The organism is Cohnella sp. LGH, assembly GCF_017671885.1.
GTDB lineage: Bacteria > Bacillota > Bacilli > Paenibacillales > Paenibacillaceae > Cohnella > Cohnella phaseoli.
In genome coordinates this window covers 134,933-152,186 of the sequence record NZ_CP072117.1, presented here as the reverse complement: position 1 = coordinate 152,186, position 17,254 = coordinate 134,933, and the positions used below count along the sequence as shown (strand labels likewise).

The following is a 17,254-nucleotide window of genomic DNA, read 5'->3' as shown; positions in this document are numbered from 1 at the left end:
CCCCTCCTAGTGATGAATCGCTATTCGACGAAGTATGTGATTTTGGAAGCTTCATTGGACCTCGATATAAAACGAATGATATTAACAGTCGTGCTTTTGGCATTCGAAATCCGGAAAACGATTTTCCCGTTCGCGATTTCACTGATGCTCATATTCGTACCCCTGATCGGCCCCACTGCTAATTCGATCTCGGGCGTAGCTACGCTCAAATCCTCAATTTCCAGTTCTTCCGGATTATAAGTTACCGTGATGGTCCGTTCCGTCAGACCCGGTACGCTAGGGGCTACGATAACGAAGTTAAACATCGTACCTTGCCCGACATCCACCGTCAGTTCAGGAATGGTACGAGGTTTGATCTTGTTCGACCATGGGCTTGACCCAACCGCATTCGATGCTCTAACCCGATAGACGTGCATCGTGTTCGGAACGAGCTCCTGATGGGTAAAGCTTGTCCCAGCTATCCCGGTAATGATTCGCCCGTCCACTTCAAGATCGTAGCTCAAGCTTCCCGGCGATGCGTCCCATTTCAGTTCTATATAGTTCGTATTGGCAACCGCTCTGAAGCGTGAAGGCGTAATAGGAGAAGTCGCTTGAGTGCTAAGTTTGCTCCAATCGCTCCAATCTCCTACATCGTTGCCGCTCTTGGCGCGTACCCGGTACGTATGGACAGTGTTGGGAAGCAAATTGCGATGGATATACGTCGTCGCCGTACCTACATCCACAATGACCGAGTCCGCCTCGATTTCATAACCGGTCGCACCCGGAACGGCCTCCCACTCCACTGTGATTTCCGAGCTTGCCGCATACAGCTTTGTTATTACAGGCGTGCCTAACTGCGTAGCCTTCATTAAAGCAGTGCTCCAAGGGCCTGGTAGGGCACCGCTTTTTGCCCTCACCCGATACGCATGCCAGGAATAAGGAAGCAGCCCGTCATGCAAATACGCTGTAACGTTGCCGACATCGATGACCTCGCCGTCGACCATAAGCTCATAGGCCGTCGCTCCGGGCACAACTGTCCAAGAGAGAGAAATCGCCGTCTTCGATAAGGCTTGAGCACTCAATACCGGCACATCCAGCCCGGTTGTTGCAGTCAGGAACTCGCTCCACGGCCCAGCCCCCGCTTTACCGATTGCCCGAACCCGGTAAGTATGCTCTGTGTACGGCTTCAACCCGGCATGCACGTATGTCGTGCTTAGACCATTCGGAATAATCTTACCGTCCGCTTCCACCTCATAGCCTACCGAACCGATCACCGGATCCCAGGAAAGCGTAACCTCATTGCTTGTTGATGCTGCACGCAAGTTTAAGGGCACGCCGGACAATGTCGTATACGTTACCGGCTCGCTCCAATTACCGACGACAGAATGGTGCCTTGCTCTGACTCTGTACGTATGTTCCGTGTCAGCTTCCAGTCCCGAATGTTTGTATTGCGTACTTGTTCCAACGTCGACCGCTACTCCGTCAACCTCAAGATCATAGGAGGAAGCATTCTCTACTTCATCCCATTCAAGATGAATATGATCGCCGGCAATGGTCATTGCACGCAGGTGGCTTGGAACGGAAGGGAGCGTAACTGCTTGGACGGCCTCGCTCCATCCGCTCGACCCCTCACTGTTGTTTGATCTGACGCGGTAAGTATGAATCGTGTTCGGTTGCAAATCGGCATGCAAATAGTGCGTAACCGCAAGGCCTCCTACAATCGTGCCGTCAACCTCTATGTCGTAGCTATCCGCCCCGGAAACCGCATCCCAACTCACAGCGATGGAAGTATCCGTCGCTACGGTATACAATGCGCCTGTCGCCCCGGGCAGAGTTGACTTGGCCACGATGACGCTCCACTTTCCGAAACCGCTAGAGTTGCGAGCACGAATTCTAAATGTTCTCTGAAGATTCGGATTAAGATCAAGCTCGGTGTAAGTCGTGCTGTTCCTGTTATCGATTACTGTATTGTAAGTTTCAATGTCATATCCTTCGGCGCCTTTTACTTCATCCCACGTTAGCGTTACGGAGTTGCTTGTTGATTCTAGACGAATATTTACAGGAATACCCGGCAACGTCCAAATCTCTTGTATCGGCGACCATCCGCCTTTAATACCGTTATTTACGGCCCTTACCCTATACCTATGCAGCGTTCCCGTTTCTAGTGGAGCATGGGCAAAAACGGATTGATTGCCTAATGAATAAACGGCCCCGTCCGCCTCAATCTCATATCCATTCGCATTAAAGGATGTCGTCCATTCGAGATTTACGGTGTTCTCCGTTGCGACCGTCGTAAGAACGGGCACCTCGAACGGCGATAATTGACTCTGCGGAACAATTTCCTTCGCTCCGGATTCGCTTGCCCAATTTAATAAGATGCGAGGCTGCTGCCCTCCGCGGTTGGCATATTCAATTTGGATGCCATACTCTACCCCGGCCTCGAGCGCCACCGAGCCGGAATACTTGCCGTTCTCCGTTGCCTCCCACTTATCAATGAGAAGCGTATCGTTCACCCACAATTTCACCCCGCCTCTTACGTCTGTTTCGAACTCATAAATCTCGGAGAAATACGGTGTTATCGTTCCTGTCCATCTTACCGACATGTTTCCGTCGTTAAGCCCCGGCTTGGTTATCGGTAATATATTGTTCAGGTTTATATTCTCATCGACGACACCAGTGAGATCCCCGGTCAAATTCGGTTCGGAATAATACTCCGCATTTAGTCCGTAAATTCTGTAATTCAGTTTCGTTTGAGCATTCTCGCCCATTCCAGTAGAAATGACAGGTCTCTGATTGGAAGTAATGCTGCCCCCGATGGCGACAACTCCGCCGGTTTGTATGTTCAGACGGTTATTTACGTGAATATCATTTTGAATGAATAAATCCCCGGAGTTAACGTGGATATTCGTCGTTTGGTCATTAGCGATCAGTTTTCCGACAATCATTTCCTGCGCGATGTTCATGTCCACTCTGGTGTTAATGTGCAATTGGTCAGAAACAAATAGTCGGTCCGCTTGTACATTTAATTGTCCGTTGTTGTATATAAGGCTTCCCAACGTAAAGTCGCCCGCCACCTGCAAGGTTGAATTATTATTCAAACGGAGCGTTCCGCCGATCCACAAATCCCCTTTGCTTGCTGACGCTGATAATTGCGGGTGAATTACGTTCAGTGTCAGATTTTCATTTGAATTGAAATCCCCTTTGATGACCAACGTTCCGTAAACAGTCAGTGCAAAATGTCCAGTCGTATTGATTCCGTCCACAATTAAAAATACCGGTTTGGTTGGCGAACCAAACGTAGCGGAATCGCCTAAATTGAGATGTCCGGTCTTAATAACGGCTGTCTCATTAGGACTGTTGTTAATTGCCGCTCCTAATTGGCTTGCATTGCATCCTGTGCAAGGACTGGCCAGCAATTCCATCGCTTCAATGCGTTGCTTTATTGCAGACATTTCCGTGTTTAAATAGGTACCGATCGCTTGCCCTAGCCCCCCAACTTTTATAGAGGGAATGGCGTTATACTGACTATTCTGCTTGCCGGATATCAGAATCGTGTCCCCGGGTTGTTTATTCTGCACCGCCGGTAACCCGATATAAGGCATGGACATTTGACGGATCGCCGGGCCATTTTTCATAATCGTTAACGATTGGATAGAGGTAGATGGACTTGTTGCATCTCCTTTTAATGTGAGCCTACCGTCCTTGACTTGAACCCGTTTTTTCATCGTATCTCGATCGCCGGCCGCAATTTCAAATTGATCCCAGAACACGACATCCTCAACTTGAAGCGTATTAACACTGCCGTACACAGCATTGCCTACACTGATCTCAACCTCATAACCTCCGGATGGCAGCGCAATCTCCCATTGTCCTCCGGGCTGTATGACAATAGATGAGCTCGATACCGAAGAACCGTAAACAGCCTCATTGACTGAATAGGCGGTATGATCAAAGTTCCAACCATATGTAAGCCCATTTTTCTCTCCGTAAACTTCTCCATAATCCGGCGTATATGTTGGTGAACTAGTACCTTCGGCCCCTCCAAATTGAACGCGAATATCGGATGGTTTAACCAACGAAGCTTGAGCAGGATTGCTCTCCCATGTCGAAACGACTATTTGCGCAAGCAGGGTAACACATAAAACTCTTGCTACTAAAGATAATAAATGATTTTTCATGTCACACTCTCCCTTAAATAGATAAATCAGGGTTTTCAGAAAACAAAAAAAGCCAGCGAGCGGGCAACCCGGCGGCCATAGCAGTCGATGAATTCTACCGACACCTTAGGTCCGTGGCTTTGCGTCCCTGCCTTTCGAACAGGTTTGCCTTTATCAGTTCACATGGCTGTATCTCGTAGCGGTTTATTGTTCTTGAATAGGTAAAATTACCCTTTCGCCCTTCAGTTTACACCATTTTCCTTTTTTGTTCTACTATTTTCTTCAGAAACTGATACTTTCGATAGAGAAAAGGGGAGACTGTGGAATTAGGACTTTATAGAGTTAATTGCTCTATTCCGAGGACAGGAAAACAGCTGGTGTGGGGTGCGCAGTAAGGAATATAAATCAAGTACAGTTTCTGAATTCTAGAGCTCTGCGGGAACTTGTCTCTTAAAAGGAGAAAGAAGCTCTAAGAGCCCGCCTCCAAGCCCATTTGCTTGTGAACGGCGATAATGCAATTGAGCTGGTTACGTCTCTCTTGGAGCAGTGTATTTTGAGAGGTTCATTCTCCATTCATGATTCGGTACATCTTTATTCCTGTGAGGTAAGCGCCATTAACACGGCCTAATTGTCGGGCAATATAAGAAAACTGCTCGATTGTGTTTGCAAGTTCTCCCTCCCTCAACGTACTCCATCCAGATCCAAACGGTTCCATCCTGTTGATCTTCAACCAAATAGCTCTGTGCAGAGTAGATGGAAACCGGAAGTTCGCTCAAAACTCCTGACTCAAATACAGGCGCTTCACGTGGCCCATAGTTGTGCTGTTCCAAGTGATCTTTCTCGACTGTATCCGGTTCCCTAAGCTAAAGCCGCCGAGAAGCCCCCAAGAACACCTCTGACGTCAGAAACTTGCTCAAGGCCAATAGGAGAATAACCGAAGGAAGGCTTACGATAGCTCCCAGCTGCAGCATAATCTCGGGAGATTGCTGCAGGTCCATGCTTCTGCTTAACATAGCGACGCTGGCGATAGGAGAGTAAAGTTCGGGATTGCTTGTATAAACGAAAGACGGAATGTAGGAGTTCCATAAGCCGACAAAGTTCAGTACGCCAAGCCCCAACAGCGGTTTCCATACTTTAGGCACGAAAAGGGTGAAAAAGGCATGCATTTCCCCCCGTCCCTCCTGCTCGGCCTGCAGCTTTAAGGAAGCGTAATTTGCGTTAAAGACGCTCTTCAACACAAATACGCCCACAATCGCGACTACTCCGCTGATCAGCAGCGGGAAAATCGTGTTGACCGCGCCCAGCTCCCTATACGCCATATATTCGTGTAAAGTAGTTCCCGTTCCGATCGCCAGCACAAACAGCAGCACAAGCTTATAAAGTCCGCGACCGGGCAGCCGAGAAACGGTGAGAGGATAAGCGAGCATGAGAATGATCAACAGACCGATCACGGTCACCGTGCCGTACAGGATTAGAAAAAGCATAAAATTTTGCCCCGGGAAGACATCGGATAAGGCTGGCCCGCCCCCTTCGCCGATAAGAAAAGGATGAACGAACAGGAAGTACAGGAAAAACAGCACGATCGCCGAATACAGCGAAGCGACGACAATTCCGAGCGCGTTGCGCCCTGCAGAAGCACCGAAGCCTGAACCCGAACTGGAGTCCGCGGACTTGCCGAGATTCACCCGCTTCACTCCCGAAGCATGAGCAGAGCCGCCGGTGAACAGATCGCGGAGGAACCATTTTCGCACAAGAAAATAGGCCGCTAAAGTAAAGACGAGTTGAACCGCAAACTGAAACAGCCACACCGCCGAGGTGACGCCGTAATTGGCATTTATAAAGCCGATCCGAAAACCGAAGGTATCCACCGTATCGCCTACTGAATAGACGAGAGGGTTGTTCAGCAGATAAAGCAGATCGAAATCGGTGGACAGAATCGTGGACAACTGGATCAGCAAAAACGCGACAAGCGCCCGTAAAGCGGGATAGAACGTGGAAGTCTGCCGGACTCCGGGCGCATGCGAGCCGGATTGATAGGCTTGAATCGCGGCCAACGCAAGAAGCACGGGAATTCCGCAGGTTTTCAGAGCTTCTAGCAAGTAGACGATCGCCCTGAAATACGCAGGATCGGTCAGAAGCAGGCTATCTATCGAAAAGATCGATTGCGTAGGCGATAACAGATACGCCGCTACGTCCGCAAAGACGGAGGACGGGATAAAATACGGGATCAGAAAAAAAAGAACGAACGCATTACGCAGCCGAGCAGATTGAATTCCGCTCAGCGCGAGCGCGAGCATAAGAGCGACGGTTCCAACGACGCCCATATACGAGAGCTTGATCGCGAGCGTGTTCCCTAGAACGCTAACGAATTCCGGCATGCCGAATAGCGCTTCGAAGTTGGCCCAACCTGTCCACTCGCTCCCGAATATACCTTTGAGCGGCTTCACATCTGTAAAGGCCATACGAACTCCGGCAATAAGAGGAACCATTTTCAACAGGAAAATAAGAAGCAACGGCAGAAATGCCAGCAGGTAGTGAAATTTATATTTCCAAATTCGTTTGAGGTAAAGATCCAATGAAGGAGCCTCCCATTCTCATATTCATTCACATACATACCAAATTGTACCATCCAATAGCGCGGATCGTCTACAATTTCCGCAAGTAGAATTCGAGCCTGAACGGAAGAACCGAAGCGCGAAGTCCTTTTAAGGTTCGACTGAGCCGAAACCGACAAAATAAAGATCACTCCATTTCAACCCGAGCTTGCTAGGCGGGTGAAATAGGGTGATCTTTTTTCCAATCCTCGAATTTGCAGCTCTACTCTGCGGACGGTAGCGCCAGCGTTCCCGGTATAACGACTTTGCCGACCAATGCATTCCCTTTGATCGCTTCCACGAGAAACCGCACGGACATCTGACCGACCTCCAGGCGCGGAATATTGACGGTGGCGATCCTCTCGGCCATTCCCTGGCTCCCTCCGACATTGTCGCAGCCGATCAGCTCGATTTCCCCGTCCGCCAGCCCGGCTTCGTTCATCGCCTGCAGGGCGCCGAAGGCCGCGCGATCGCTTACCGCGAATACCGCGGTCGGCCGCTCGGAGAGTTGAAGCAAATATTTCATCTCCTGGTAGCCTTTAATATAGCCGTCGTCGAAGTTCGGAGTGATAAACTGCGGATCAAGCGGCATTCCGTGCTCCATCAACGCGGCGCAATAGCCGGCATAGCGGTCAACCAGCGACTTGTACTTAACGGGGCCGCTAATAAAGCCGATCCGTCGATGTCCCCGGCCGATCAAATATTCCGTGGCCAGAAACCCTGCGCCGTAATGATCCGAGTGCACCGACAGAATGTCGCCTTTATGCGTATAGTTATCCACGAGCACAAGAGGAATACCCGAGTGCCGCAGCTCGCTGATAAGCTCATCGGTAATCAAGCCGCCGCCGAGCGCAATCAGCCCGCCCACCTGGTTCAGCCAGGCTTGGGAATCGGAGCCTTCCCGGACAAAGGAGAGCACCATCTCGTAGCCGAGGAGGCTGCATTCCTTCTCGATGCCGTGGATGATTTCGCCGTAGTAGGGATCGGTTTCGAAGGAGGCGTACTGTTCAATCAGCACGCGAATCAGCAGTCTTCCTTCCGCTAGAGCCCGATCATGGCTAAGCTCTGCGTATGCTTGGCGAATCGTATGCTTCGTTTCATCGGAGAAGGAGCCTTTCTGATTCAGAACCAGCGACACCGTCGCGGGAGAGAACCCCGTTCGATCCGCGATTTCTTTAATGCTCGGCTTTCTTCTGCTTTCGTTCTTCTCGCTCATAATTTCACCTTTCATGCCGACAATTTGATCTGATTCACGGGGATACGGCCGGAACGAACCTCAAGATACGGTCGTCCATCCTTTATTCCTGCTATACCATATCCTTCGTTCGTACACAAGAAACTCAAATAATCTCCGGTGACTCGAGGGGATACGTATAGCGTCTGTTCAACCGCGTCGTAACGAATGCCGCTCCATGCCTGGATCAGCCCGTAGGAGGCGAGCGCGCGAGCATACCAGTGTCCGCATTCGTATTCGTTATACGGATTGCGCACGACGCCGTCGTAACGGTCGCGGCAGATTCGTACGATCTCCAGCCCTTCTTCAACGCAGCCCAGAGCGATCAGATGCGAGGCTACTTGATATTCGATTCCCGTCCACACTTCATTGCTATAGACGAACGGCAGCGAGAGCTTTCCTCCTCTAGGCCAAGTGCACAGGAGCAATCCTCCCTCACGACCCAACGCGTAGCCGGGGCGCTGCGGATTGGCATGCTCGGACAAATCTCGCTTCAGATTGTACGTGTATACACTGAGCAGATGACTTTTTACCTTTTCCCGATCCAAAATATCTCCAAGCCCGCACATCTCCGCCAGCCAAGCTCCAATAATTCCGTCGGATAGACAGCCTTTGCCGTACTGATACTTGGGGCCTTCCTTGCGCATCAGCTCGATCGCTTCCGGGGAGTAATCCAGGTTCCGGTCGATGTCGGAATCGGCATGGACGGGCGCAGAAGCCCTCAGCCCTTCCCAAACGACCTTCTGCTCGAAATATTCGCCGTTAAACAGCTCTGTCTCCACATAGCTTCTGCCCTTGCGGTAAATTTCCTCATATCGCTCCGGGTCGTCTCCGAGCGCCCGGGCCATGAGAGACGCCGCCTTCAGCGCTCCCAGATAGATCGAGGAGCACATGCCGTCCGGGCCCCAAAATTCAATATCATACGTGTTGTGATGCGGCTCTGTCAGCACTCCAGCTTCTTCGGAATCCCAGGTTTGGATGCAATAGTTCAAGCTTGCTTGGACCCGAGGCCATAACGCCGCCAGCCACTGCGTATTTCCGCCGACTCTCCACTCCCGGTAAACCTTCATGATTCCGCCGAGCTGACCGTCGCTCGCCGCATGGAACAGATGAGTCGCCGGCTGAATCGGCAGCGGAATGCGGAAGTTCTGATGACCTTCGTCATTCTGGCCTTCGATGAACTCCGTCATGCGAAGACCGCGTTCCAAGTCGGGAAAAAGATGAGGAATCGCCTGCGCATAGTTCCATACGTGAGTGCAGGTGCCGTGACAGCTCCCCCACGTATCGTCGCAGCCCTCGAACGCCCACAGCCTTCCGTCGGCTTGTCTTAGCACGGTCGGCGATTTCAGAATCGACAGGTTGGCCGTTACGGCCTCCTTCATCTCCTCCGGAAGCGTCGTGTCGCTTAAGGCGCGGAAGAACGCCTCGCTCTCCGCTTGCAATCTTTCGTACTGGCTCGTCCAATACTCCGCAACGGAATTCATGCTGCCGAATCTCCCGGCATACCACGGTTTATGGAAATTCCGCAATTCATGCCTGTGTGCGTCTCCCGTCGCTAAAGGATCGTCCACGTCGCCCTGCGCCAGATTCGATTCCGGAACATACCACGACAGCATCAGCTTAACCGTTCTGCGCTCGCCGGGCTGCAGCTCGAGCGGCACGTATAGGCTTCCTCCAGGGCTTGCTCTGCCTTCCCCGATCGCCGGCTTCTCGACCGCAGCCCCCTCTTCGACCGATCTCCACGCCATCGTAACCGGATCGAACCAGCTTCCCCTGAACCACGCGCAGTCGACTTTAGTCTCGGCTTGATCCGTTGCGGCGGAGAAGGAGCCTTCCACCCATGGCTTTCCTTCTGCCGGGGGCTGATAAAGCTCGAATCCGTTGTCCGTCCGGCGAACGCAATGGTCGCCCTGGCCCTCCGCTTCCATGAAGTGAACGGCATGGAAAGAGTATACAAGCTCCAGAGGCTCATCGGACGCATTTGTAAAAGCAAACTCCAGCCCGGCGACAGGCAGACTGGAATCGTCCGCATTCAGAGGAATGAACGGACTCCAGCCCGTGATCGCGACGGAGATCGGCAGCCTGGGATCTGTCAGCTCGACCGTTCCGAAGGGAAACCGGCTCTGAAAGGAGCTGTTCGCAAACCGCGGCAGTCCGTAGGTTTTGCCCATTAAGCCGACGCCCGAGCCGGGCGTTGAAGTCGTGCGTATGCCCATCACTTTCCACGACGGTACTGGGCCTTCGAGTACCCGGGCGATGTTCCCGTCCTTGCCTTTAATACAAACGGCAGAGAATACGGTGGGCTCGTTGCCCGTATCCGGCGCGTGGCGCAGCGAAAATTGGGATAAAGCGCCGGCTCCCTCCAGACAGAGCATGCCGGCTCCGATTCCTCCAAGGGGAAAAGCGACGCGGGAGCTGCGTTCTCCTGTATACGCCGTGTTGTAGACTCTGTTACTCATCGTACAGCCTCCTCCTCACCACTTTCTGATCTCATTATATCGCGCCTGCACTTTTAGTAAATATATTTTAGATAAATTTATTTAATTTATTAAAAATAATAAAACGGAAGGCACTGTGGCCTCCCGCTCTTCCGCTTATATTTTGATCGCCTCGCCACTCTCCGCGGAGGGGTATCGATAGACTCGCGCTTAGAGTCAAGCGCCCGGCAGATGCTTATCCTGTACGGCAATAACGGTACCGTCGTCGAGCCGCAGCCACGAATCGAACGTCCGCTCCCCTTCTCGCAGGCGAATAATCCGCGCGCCGTGTTGGAAGCCCTCCTGCCCGTAGGTGTTGTAGCCGGTCGCGCGTCCGTAACAGAGCCGGATGCCGTGCAATTCTCCCCAGTAATCGTTGATGTGGTCGTGGCCGACAAACGTCCCCATGACGTCTCCCGCTTCGACCAGCGCCGCGAACATGCCCGAATTGACCAGCGGAGAGCATACCCGCTCAAGCTTGCTGCCATAGCAAACTTGCTTCTCCCAGACCTCATTGTACTCCGGCAGCGGAATATGGAAGAAAGCAAGCGCAGGCAGAGGCGCGCCACCGTTGCGGACGGTCAGAGCCTCCGAAGCGCCGGCATACCATTCGATCTGATCGCGGCGAATCCAATCATAGCCTTCAATATGGCCGACCGGCGAATAATCCCCGCTGTCCAGAAAATAAAGCGCCGCTCCGGCCTTGCCGCTTTCCCCCTGTATTTCAAGCATATAATTGCCGAAGCCGCTTATCCCATCCGTATGCTGCGTCAAGCTATGCTTCTGCTCAAGCAGGAAGTCCAGCAGCTCCGCTCGGCTGACGCTGCCTTCCGCATCGTGATTGCCGAATACCGCCGCCCACGGAATACTTCTGGATTCCGCCGCATCAATCGCTTCGCTTAAAGATCTTCGCGGATCCGTGCATTCCTCTCCGGAGATCAAATCCCCCGTAAATACAACAAGATCGGGGTGCTCCGCCTCCAGTACGGCATCCATGAGCGCCCTCGTGCGCCGATCCTGCTCATCGCCGTTCTTCCAATGCAAATCCGTAATCTGTACGACCGTGAACGTACCGTCCTCCCGAAATCGCAGCCCCTGTTCCATACCGCTTCCCTCTTTCTTCCATGATGTCTATAGCTCCGGCGCTTGCACCGTTTCCGGCTTTCCCCGGGTCATCATTATAACGCTAACGAAGGGCTTCGGGTTGCCGATAAATTTGCAGCTAAACGAAATCGTCTGCCCTCCGCTTCGAACGGCAGGACCGTCCGCCGCTGCGTGAACGACGCGAAGCAGATTCCAATTCCGGTCATAGATTTTGCCGACTCTCTTCAGGCTGACGACATTCCCCGCCGAATCGAGGATCATCCGCAGCCTTCCCGCCGGTAAGTCGATCATTTGCATTCACGCCTTTATCTTTATAATTTCTCAAGCCATATGTTGCCGAATCCGTTATTGCCAAGCTCGCAATAAAGCTCCAACTCCAACTGAATGCGCTGCCCCAGACCGGTAATATTGATTCTGTAACGATCCTCGGTCTGCGACACGAATTGCGGATAGGAAGCACCGTTCAGCAACAGACGAACGCCCTCGGCGCGGACGCTGCTTGCACCGCCGTCGGCATTATCGAAATAAAGCGCATACTGTCCCGCGTCGTCGATCAGATCGCCGATGTCGTACGTCTCCGTGCTCTTCCGGTCGACCTTATAGATGAACAATTCCGGACCCCATTCGCCGACCTTTTGCCGCTCAGATCGAATGTTGTTCGGGCTGAATACGGAAGCCGCTCCGGTGTAATACGCCGTCAAGCTTGCAATCCTCGGTTCGTCCACCGCCTTCAGCACGTTTAGCCGAAGCTTGTGCAGCGTCGCCTCGGCGATCCGCTCGATTCTCTTGTGCCCGATCGCTGTGCCGCTGCACAGCTTCAGCCACTGCTCCCCGTCGAAGCCAAGCACTTCATAGGAGCGAATGCGTTCGCCGTAACGAATATCCTCGCAAATAACAATATGGTCGATTGCGGTAGGCTCCTTCAGCTCAATTTCCAGCGTATCCCCGGAACCGCCGGCCTCGCAAAGCGCATTGGCAAACCTTTTGCGGATCTCTTCCCCGAACTCCTTCGCCCGCCGCGCGTCCGGTTCCGGAATTTGGCCGGTCGGATCGGGGTTGGCATTGAGCAGAAGAACGGCGCCGTTGCCGACAGACCTGTAATACAGCTCCATCAGATGATCCAGGCTTTTGACCGTGCCTTCATTCTGCGTGTTCCAAAACCACGTGTTCCGAATGCGCGCATCGCATTCCATCGGCATCCAGATTTCTCCGTTCGGATCGCTGTGCTGAATCGTGCCCAACCCTCTGGCCGCTTCTGAATCGGCTCTTACCGCATTCCAGGCCGGATAGGTGGCGATCCCTTCCTCGTTGCCGACCCAGCGGATGGAGGCATGCTTGCTCTGGAAATACACCGCGTTCGGAACATAGCGCTCCAAAATATCGCCGACCTCGATCTCTTGCCCGCCGTCGAACCATACCTCGAAAATTTCCCCGTATCGGCTCAGCACTTCCTCCAATTGAGTCCGGTAAATCTTGTTGTACTTTTCCTGCGCCTCCGGCGTTTCGCACCGGCCCGCGAGCTGCGCCCCGTTATAGATATCCTGCGGACTTAAATAGATACCGAGCTTGAGCCCCCGCTTCCGGCAGGATTCGGATAGATCGCGCAGCACATCGCCCTTGCCGTCTCTCCAAGGCGTGTCCTTGACGCCATAATCGCACGTATCCGTCTGCCACATGCAGAATCCGCCTACGTGCTTGGCGACCATTACGATATATTTGGCGCCAAGCGATTCGGCGACGGAAGCCCACTGTTCGGTATCCAGCTCGGACGAATTGATCCGGTCCAGCGGCGTCGACAGATCGTCGTACTCCTGGTCCTGATAGACGTTGGGCGCCCAATGGATAAACATGCCGATTTCGGTATCGTGCCACTGCACCTGCTGCGGCGTAGGCACTGCCAGCTTTACGGTCATTTCATCAAACCTTCTTTCTCTCTTAGCTCGTTATGGATAGGGGAAAAAGGAGTCGGGCGGCGAGACGACTTGAGTTGAAGTCGATTCAACTCGTCTCCTCCGCCCGATCGCGTTTATCGCTTCAGTACAGCCGTTTTGGCAAGCGAGTCCTTCCAGTTCTGTGCCCAGAACTGCTTGGATTGGTCATAGCCTATCTTATTCAGGCTGTCCAGGAATTCTTCCTTGACCTTGTTGAATTCCGCCTCGTCCTTGGACAAAATAATTTTCGGCATCGTCGTCTTCACCAGTTCTTCGACCTTCGCATCGATCCGCTTAATATCGTCGGGAGCGCTGGCGAGTCCGGTCTGCACCGTCGTATCGAATGCGCCCCACGAGATTTTTCCTTCCTGCACCAGCTTTTCGAGCGCCTCGCCGGGGTAGGCTGCTCCGTAATGCTCGCTGTATGCCTTATCGAGCGGCGTTAATTTCGTTTGGAACACTTTCGGAGTATAGAACAGACTGACCAGCTCGCCGTCGGCCGGATTCACGACAAAATCGTCAAGTCCCTGCAAATTGCCGTATTTGCCGATCCCGGTCGTATCTCCGAATTTCTCCATCGTTTTCGACAGGTTGATCGTCTCGTCCGTCATCTCCGGCTTGCCGTCGACCATCTTCCAATGCTCGCCTTCCACGCCGCTGGCCGCCAATCTTGAGCCTTCCGGCGAGAACATAAAGTTTAGCAGCTCTACGGCCCGCTCCGGGTGCTTCGAGTTTTTGGAGATCGCCAAGTATTTGCCGCTCCAGCCTGTCGGGGAGAATCCGCCTTTATAAATCTGCGTTCCGGTAATCGGAATCATGCCGTAGCCGGCTTCGGGCTTGCCTGCGTCGGCCAGCTTCTTGTTCCCGCCGCCTGTCCACCAGTTGGCGATGCTGGACAACAGCTGCAAGTTGTCGAGCTTGGCGCTGTACTGGTCCATCTGCTGCGTGAACGCTTCGGGATCGAGCAGCCCCATCTGGTTCGCCTTGAAAAAGTACCTCATGCTGTTCCAGAACGTGCTGCTCTCGTCGGTCAGCAGCTCATAGGCGTTGCCTTGAGCATCCTGCACATAAGTACCGGGACCGTTGAAATACCCGTCCGCAAACGCGTTCTGAATAATGAACGGCCAGAGACCGCCGTTATATGCGGATACGCCGTATACCTTCTTACCGTCCTCCGTCTTCGGATAAAGCTTCTGCATCTCGGCCAGCAAGTTGAGAAAATCGTCCGTCGACTTGATTTCCGGAGCGCCGAGCTCTTGGTACATATCCCATCGCGTCCAAAATCCGACCGAATATTCATACTGCGGAGCGGCCGCGCCTACGTCCGAATAGGTTCCGGTATGGATGGGGAGGAAGTACAGCTTGTTCTGGCCTTCGCTCATGTTTTGTCTGAAGTATTCGAGCGTCTCGGGCATTCCTTTCTCGATGTCCTGTCCGCTCGTTTTCAAGTAGTCGTCTATGTTTATAATTTGATTGCCTTCGATCATTTGCTTGATATACTTGTGGTCGACCATCAGAATGTCGGGCAAATCGCCGTCGGCGAGCATCAGCTTCAGTTTGTTTTCGTCGGCCGCCATCGTGTCGAGCGTAACGCCTGTCCTTCTCTCGATTTCTTTGGCGACGGGATCGCTTTGTCCGAAATCGTCTCCAAATATTCCTGAATGTCCGGATCGATCAGAAACAGCTTGGATACCTTGTCCGCATCGTGACGCATGACGTCAACGCTGTACTGCAGTTGCTCGAACAGCTGCAGCGTCGATTTCTCCGAGCGCTTCTGCCAAATATCCTGCACGCCGAAGTAGATGCCGACCGCGCTGACGATCAGCACGACAACGCTCATGATCATAAACGATAAGCTAAGGCTTGTCTGCAGACTCGCGCCGGAAAGCTTTAACAACCTATTCCTGATCATCCGACTCACCGGCTTTCGACCAATCCACCATCCACTGCCGACGGAACTCGCGGGGACTGCTGCCCGTTATTTTTTTGAAGGCCCGGCTGAAGTAGCTGTGATTGGTAAAACCGGTTTTCTCCGCTACCTCGTACGTTTTCAAGTAGGTGCCTAGCAGCAGCTCCTTGGCCTGCTCGATGCGGTACTGCACCAGATAGTCCGCATAATTTTGCTGCATCTCTTTTTTGAACAGACCGCTCAAGTAATTCGGGCTCATCTGGACAAGCTCGGCCAGTTCCTCCAGCGTAATGTCGCGCTCATAATTGGCTTCGATAAACTGCAGTACATTGTTGATCTCCCTGCTGACGGTCCGTTTCTGCGCGTGAAGCCGGGCCAGCTCGGCCAAATACTGCCGGTAAGCCTCGATCATTTCATCCAGCGTCTCCGCATTCATGATCCGATCGGCATACGTTGTAAAAAACTCGATCCGGTTCGTGCGAGCCAGATGCAAGGTGCTGATCGGCCAGAGCAGCCATTGCATGAATTGCTTCTGCACCTCTTGCTTGGACAACGCGCTGCCGGCGTCTAGAAATGCATGAATCTTTTCCGCGAGCAATTTTTTGTAGCCGTCGCCAACCTCCCAGCCTTCGGCAAGTCCGAGCAGCTTCTCTCGCAGCTCCCCGCCAATGAGCTCGTTGTCTCCGCGTTCGACGAATGCGTTTTTTCCGGGCCCGTAAAAAAACTTCCTCTCCAGCGCTTGAATGCTTTGCCGATATTGCCGAATTAATGCGCCGTACCCGGACTGAATGTCGCTAATGCCGAAGGAGACGGTCACGTTAAAGTAGGTGGACATCACTTTGCGGATATGGTCGATGATTTTGTACAAATTCTCATAGATCTGCTGCTCGCTTAATAGATCGTGAAAGCTGAATAGCATCACATAACGGCTTTCCTCGTCATGGAACACTTCGCCGCGCTCGTAGCCTCGCAACACCTCGTTCAGCACGTTCAGCAACGACCTGCGGGTCAATTGCCCCTTCTGGTCTTGAAAACGATCGCGCAAACGCCAGTATTGATCGATCTCCATGGCGCATACGATCATCCGCGTCGGCTTTAGGTTCAGCTGTAAGTAGTCCACTTTGGCGGCGAACTCGCGCTCGGTGTATCCGTTGCAGAACAAATAGTCTTTAATCAAATTCTCCTTCACCGCGTCGTGCTCCGATTCCAAGTGCTGGGGAGACGGGCGCTGAGGGGAAGTTTTCATTTCGTGCTGAAGCCGTCTTAGCAGCTTCTCGATCTGCTCGGGAGTCATCTCCAGCTTCAAAATATATTCGCTAACGTGATGAACAAGCGCTTTGCGCACCAGATCGAAATCCTCCATGCAGGTTAAAATAACGACTTTAGTCGTCTGATCCGTCTCGCGAATGCGTCCGATCAGCTCCATGCCGTCCATGACCGGCATCTTGATGTCGGTAATGACGATATCGGGTGCGTCCCGTTGGTACACCTCCCAGGCTTCTTGCCCGTTCGGCACGTCCGCGATCACGGTCATTCCGAACTTATCCCATTCAATCGCGTTTTTCAGTCCTACCCTGACGAGCATTTCATCTTCGGCTATCAAAACCTTGAACATCTACGTCGCCTCCATGATGAACATGAAACTGATTACTAAGTACGAGTACAAAATTTCCTTGCCGCCGCTTTGTCTGGTTTTAATGTCGGCAATTCATTCGCTCGTTTAAAGTCCGCATGACACACTCGCAAACTCAACAATTTCTGCCGGGACAATTGGTTTACTGATAGGCAACCCCGAACATTGCACTTCCAATCATTAGTGTGGCAAGCACCGCTAGCAATTCATTATCAACAGAACAATTCGCTTGAGCC

At 52.6% G+C, this 17,254-nt stretch carries 10 protein-coding genes and 1 riboswitch; all 10 genes read right to left on the bottom strand.

The window, feature by feature from the left end; genetic code table 11:
- Positions 1–20 precede the first annotated feature (20 nt).
- Positions 21–3,788 carry a fibronectin type III domain-containing protein gene (locus J4772_RS00635; protein WP_209073755.1) on the bottom strand — a complete coding sequence of 1,256 codons (3,768 nt, stop codon included), beginning with the start codon at positions 3,786–3,788 and terminating at the stop codon, positions 21–23.
- 428 nt (positions 3,789–4,216) lie between these two features.
- Positions 4,217–4,316, bottom strand: a riboswitch (cyclic di-GMP riboswitch).
- Between the two features lie 683 nt (positions 4,317–4,999).
- A complete protein-coding gene (locus tag J4772_RS00630) occupies positions 5,000–6,712 on the bottom strand; it encodes a hypothetical protein (protein ID WP_209073754.1) in 1,713 nt (570 codons plus the stop codon).
- A gap of 241 nt (positions 6,713–6,953) precedes the next feature.
- The gene (locus J4772_RS00625; protein WP_181917920.1) at positions 6,954–7,946 is read right to left on the bottom strand and encodes a LacI family DNA-binding transcriptional regulator; all 993 of its coding nucleotides are present in this window, start codon (positions 7,944–7,946) and stop codon (positions 6,954–6,956) included.
- 11 nt (positions 7,947–7,957) lie between these two features.
- Complete coding sequence (locus J4772_RS00620) at positions 7,958–10,423, bottom strand: GH116 family glycosyl hydrolase (protein WP_209073753.1); 2,466 nt, start codon at positions 10,421–10,423, stop codon at positions 7,958–7,960.
- 195 nt (positions 10,424–10,618) lie between these two features.
- Positions 10,619–11,545, bottom strand: a complete 927-nt coding sequence (locus J4772_RS00615) for a metallophosphoesterase family protein (protein ID WP_209073752.1) — start codon at positions 11,543–11,545, stop codon at positions 10,619–10,621.
- Positions 11,546–11,572: 27 nt separating this feature from the next.
- Entirely contained in the window at positions 11,573–11,836 is a 264-nt protein-coding gene (locus tag J4772_RS00610; protein ID WP_209073751.1) for a hypothetical protein, read from the bottom strand.
- Between the two features lie 20 nt (positions 11,837–11,856).
- The gene (locus tag J4772_RS00605) at positions 11,857–13,458 is read right to left on the bottom strand and encodes an alpha-L-fucosidase (protein ID WP_209073750.1); all 1,602 of its coding nucleotides are present in this window, start codon (positions 13,456–13,458) and stop codon (positions 11,857–11,859) included.
- Between the two features lie 113 nt (positions 13,459–13,571).
- Positions 13,572–15,053: an extracellular solute-binding protein gene (locus J4772_RS00600; RefSeq protein ID WP_209073749.1), complete on the bottom strand. Its 1,482-nt coding sequence runs from the start codon at positions 15,051–15,053 to the stop codon at positions 13,572–13,574.
- A complete protein-coding gene (locus tag J4772_RS00595) occupies positions 15,029–15,388 on the bottom strand; it encodes a hypothetical protein (protein ID WP_209073748.1) in 360 nt (119 codons plus the stop codon). The genes J4772_RS00600 and J4772_RS00595 overlap by 25 nt, the downstream gene beginning before the upstream one ends.
- Complete coding sequence (locus J4772_RS37375) at positions 15,375–17,000, bottom strand: response regulator (protein WP_209073747.1); 1,626 nt, start codon at positions 16,998–17,000, stop codon at positions 15,375–15,377. Before J4772_RS37375 ends, J4772_RS00595 begins: the two co-directional genes overlap by 14 nt.
- Positions 17,001–17,254: the final 254 nt, after the last annotated feature.